This is a genomic window from Nostoc sp. FACHB-888 (assembly GCF_014696655.1).
Lineage (GTDB): Bacteria > Cyanobacteriota > Cyanobacteriia > Cyanobacteriales > Nostocaceae > Nostoc.
Map to the genome: position 1 here is coordinate 1 of NZ_JACJQM010000303.1, position 3862 is coordinate 3862.

Genomic DNA, 3862 nt, shown 5'->3' on the forward strand with positions numbered 1-3862 from the left:
ATGTAATACTCTTCAGTTCAAGTTTTGTAATTTATGCAAAAAGAGCGAAAAACTTTTAAAGCTGCACTATACAAGGATTAGGCGCAATCAACCAAGCCCAGTACAACACCTTTGGCTGAGTGCGTGACAACCAATGGTTATCAAAATTTGGTCAAACATGAATGCATCATTACTCCAAGAGCAATTGTCGGCTATGGATGGAGGGCGGTTGTAACAAGGGCACAGAAGAGGCGATCGCTTACATTAGGCGCACTTTCACAAAAATACTCTACCGAGTTATTCACATCAATAGAGTATATATACTTACTATGGTTATCTTTTAGTAGCCTTCAGTTTATACTTTGATAACTATTTATACCTCTGTACAAGTACTGCAAATCTTGCTTACAGTGATCGCATGAAGCACTGCATGAAGGCAGTCACTCCTTAACCCCAGCCTGAAAAAGCGCTTTTTGGGTTCGCAGACTATTAGTGGCGGATTCTACCGTGCCTATAGTGATATTCAAAAATTACTTTAGCTAGATAGTGTTGCTAACTCATGTTTTTGAGATTTTTAGCCACATCATAAAAATTAGAACAGCTAAAAAACTTTAGCTGTTCTAGGATTAGTGTGTTCCTTCATCGACAGCTTAATATATGGTTATTATGATGTCCTCAGTTTATAAAAGTATAAAATCAATCTATCCAATACTGTTGCCAAGCATAGCAATTCAAAACAGTAGTCAGATTTAGTGGTAGCTGACAAATGCTTGAAAAATCAAAGCCTTATTTTGGCACGACTACTGCCCAAAACTTGATTTTTCGCCATAATTTTGATCACTGAATCATTGTTCTAGTCATATTTTGGGAACAAATTGGACACATTTGCCCTTCAGCATGAATACACCATTACCCCAAGGAGCAATCGTAGGCTGTGGAGGGCGGTTGTAACAAGGGTAGGGATGAGGGCGGGGGCGGCGATAGGGGAAGCTTAAGCTTTTGGCGATCGCAGATGTGGGGCGTACACCGCTCCTGGTTGCCGTAGGCATCAAAACGAGAGTGCAAATCTACAACTCGTTCCTTGACAAGCTCTAAGCAAGTATTAATAATTACTCAATTATATCTTCGCCGATTCCTAGTGCCTTATAGCTCTGTGTTAAATGCTGCCAAAGTGACTCAATTTGCTCATAGGACTCCGACACAGAAAGTTTTCCTCCAGTCTGTAGATTGCAGATGTAACTTTAAAATTAAAATCAATTTTCTACTTGAATATCATTCCCACGAATAAAATATCACCTTTATTGAGTATTCATGAAATTCAACATGTTCACTCTAAAAATTATAACAATGCTGCTCTATGCCTTAAGGTTAATATATATTTTCTAATTTATCAATAAAACTTATCCGTAAGATACTTTTGTTTTCTATTTAAAACGTCTATTTTAAAGATAAACATGAAAAATATTTGTATAAATCGTAATTGAGGAAAATTGTGGTTCATTCCTTAAAAGTTAAGTAGCAAGTAAATATCTACTGGGGTTAGCGGTCATACTACAGCCAAAGTTACCTCGCTTCACCAATCGGCTTGGTACATTCAACCGGATAGGGGCATCGTAATCATTCGCAAAAATCCGTAGATTGGCAGTTTACAACAGCGGATGCCCCTATCCGTCTCAAGCATCTTTATCCACAAATAGAAAATTAACAGATCACTAGTGCTTCGCCACACAAACTTTGCGTGGTGGCAAGCAGAGGGGCAAAGGGGCAGGGGTGAAAGAACTTGTACAAATCTCTCCTCTGCTCCCCTGCTCCCCTGCTCCTCTGCTCCTCTGCCGACCTCCACAAGCGCAATTTTGGGTTGGCAAACTACTAGCTTGTAGTTCGGGTTTTTTCTTTTCTGCCTTCACTTGAAATACTTATCAACATAGTCCACTTCAAGGCTACTTCCCTAACTCGAGTAATGAAGCCAGATCCTAATCCCCTTGTGATTAATGACAACTACGTTTGTTTAGAAATAAGTAGCTTACCAGATACATATGCAACCAAATACCACAAAAGAACTTGAGTTTTCTACAGCTTTAACTCCTAGAAGCCGAATAACCTTGGCGAATAAAGAGTTACAGAATCAACAAAGGTATATAGCTAGGAGTACTGTATTAATCCCTTTTCTTGGCTCAATTCTCGCCATTGGATTATTGCCGCTATTAGGGATTGGTTTGATCGAATTATCGTTGTTGGTTAGTATGTACATTTTAACGGGGCTTGGAATTACTGTAGGCTTTCATCGATACTTTGCACACAGAGCTTTCAAGTCAAACAAAGTCATAGAGATCACTCTAGCCATTCTTGGCTCTATGGCTGCTCAAGGACCTGTAATTTTTTGGGTAGCTACTCATAGATGCCATCATCAGTACAGCGATCAGCCCAACGATCCTCATTCACCTCGTCTTCATGGAAACGGAATTTATAATCAATTACGCGGACTATGCTATGCCCATATTGGCTGGCTGTTTGAGAGCTTGATTGTGAATCCATTAATTTTTGCCAAAGACTTGGTTCACAACCCTACCATTGTCAAAATTAATCAGCTTTACCTAATTTGGATAATACTAGGTCTTGCTATTCCTACGGCTATAGAAGGGATTCTTACAGGAAGTAGTATTGGAGCATTCCAAGGGTTTATGTGGGGAGGAATTGTCCGAATCTTCTTATCTCACCACACGACTTGGTGCATCAATTCCATTACCCACGTCTTTGGTCGCTACCGTTTTGAAAACGCTGATCAAAGCGGAAATATTATTTGGCTTGCCATTGTAACTCTTGGAGAAGGGTGGCATAACAACCATCATGCTTTCCCAAACTCGGCAAAGTTTGGTATGAAATGGTGGCAATTTGATCTAGGTTACTGGGTTATCCGGTCTCTTGAAGTAACAGGTATGGCTTGGGATGTTAAAAGTCCAACACCAGGCATGATACAGGCTAAACAGATTACTTCTGTATAAGGCAATACTGTTAAGTTAAGGCTATGCACTGCTAAGAATAACCAAAATAGGGGGACGATTTCGTGTGCCAGTACCTCAGTGTTTTAATCTTTTTGAGCGAAACTTAGATACAGGTTTTTTGACAACTCTGGGGTTGGTACGATGAACTCGTTCTGCTAGCAATGTATCCAGAATTTCCAAATTCAACCAACGTAAAAAAAAGGGAGTGCTTGGTGTGCTTTTACCCATAAATTGACCAAAAATGAATCATAACTTGACCAAAATTGTAACTTAAGCCAGAGTTTTGTGTTTTACGCAAAAATAACGAAGATATTGATTTCTTCAAATCTTACAACGATACTTATGGTCATCAGGCAGGCGATCGCGCTCTTATAAAAATTGCTAAAGCGATTAAAGATGTTGTTAAACGTCCTGGCGATTTAATTGCCCGTTATGGTGGGGAAGAATTTGCTGTTGTTTTACCTAACACAGATATGTTTGGTGCTACGAAAGTTGCCAAGAGAATTTGCTTTGCTGCTTTGCTATTCGCTCCTTAGCAATTCCCCATATAAATTCACAGGGTTAACCACAGTCATTCCTAACCATATTTTTAACATTGAACAAATCATTACAGCAGCTGATAAAGCGCTATATCAGGCAAAGGCAGCAGGACGCAATTGCTTTAAGCACAATAACTTACTAATAACTTACTACTTAATATGCAAACTCCCCGCAATCTACCAGTTTTTAAGAGCAAAAAACCCATCCTAAGATGCTCGAAGTCTTATGGTTGACTACACTCGAGAGCGAATGAGAGCTTTATTCCTGTTCTGATTCAACAATTCGTGGTTTTAGGGAACGATACTAAAACAACATTTATATAACGTAGTATTTGTCAATAT

Annotated in this window: 3 protein-coding genes; 2 read left to right on the plus strand and 1 reads right to left on the minus strand. The window is 39.2% G+C overall.

Translation table 11 applies throughout. The annotated features are described in order from the left end of the window. Window positions 1-836: 836 nt before the first annotated feature. Window positions 837-1028 (minus strand): hypothetical protein, encoded by a 192-nt coding sequence (locus tag H6G26_RS39610; protein ID WP_190737353.1) that lies wholly within the window; start codon window positions 1026-1028, stop codon window positions 837-839. Between the two features lie 987 nt (window positions 1029-2015). Between H6G26_RS39610 and H6G26_RS39615 the strand changes: the two genes are divergently transcribed. Beyond that, a complete protein-coding gene (locus tag H6G26_RS39615) occupies window positions 2016-2981 on the plus strand; it encodes an acyl-CoA desaturase (RefSeq protein WP_190737355.1) in 966 nt (321 codons plus the stop codon). A gap of 311 nt (window positions 2982-3292) precedes the next feature. After that, complete coding sequence (locus tag H6G26_RS43585; protein WP_190737369.1) at window positions 3293-3517, plus strand: diguanylate cyclase; 225 nt, start codon at window positions 3293-3295, stop codon at window positions 3515-3517. Window positions 3518-3862: the final 345 nt, after the last annotated feature.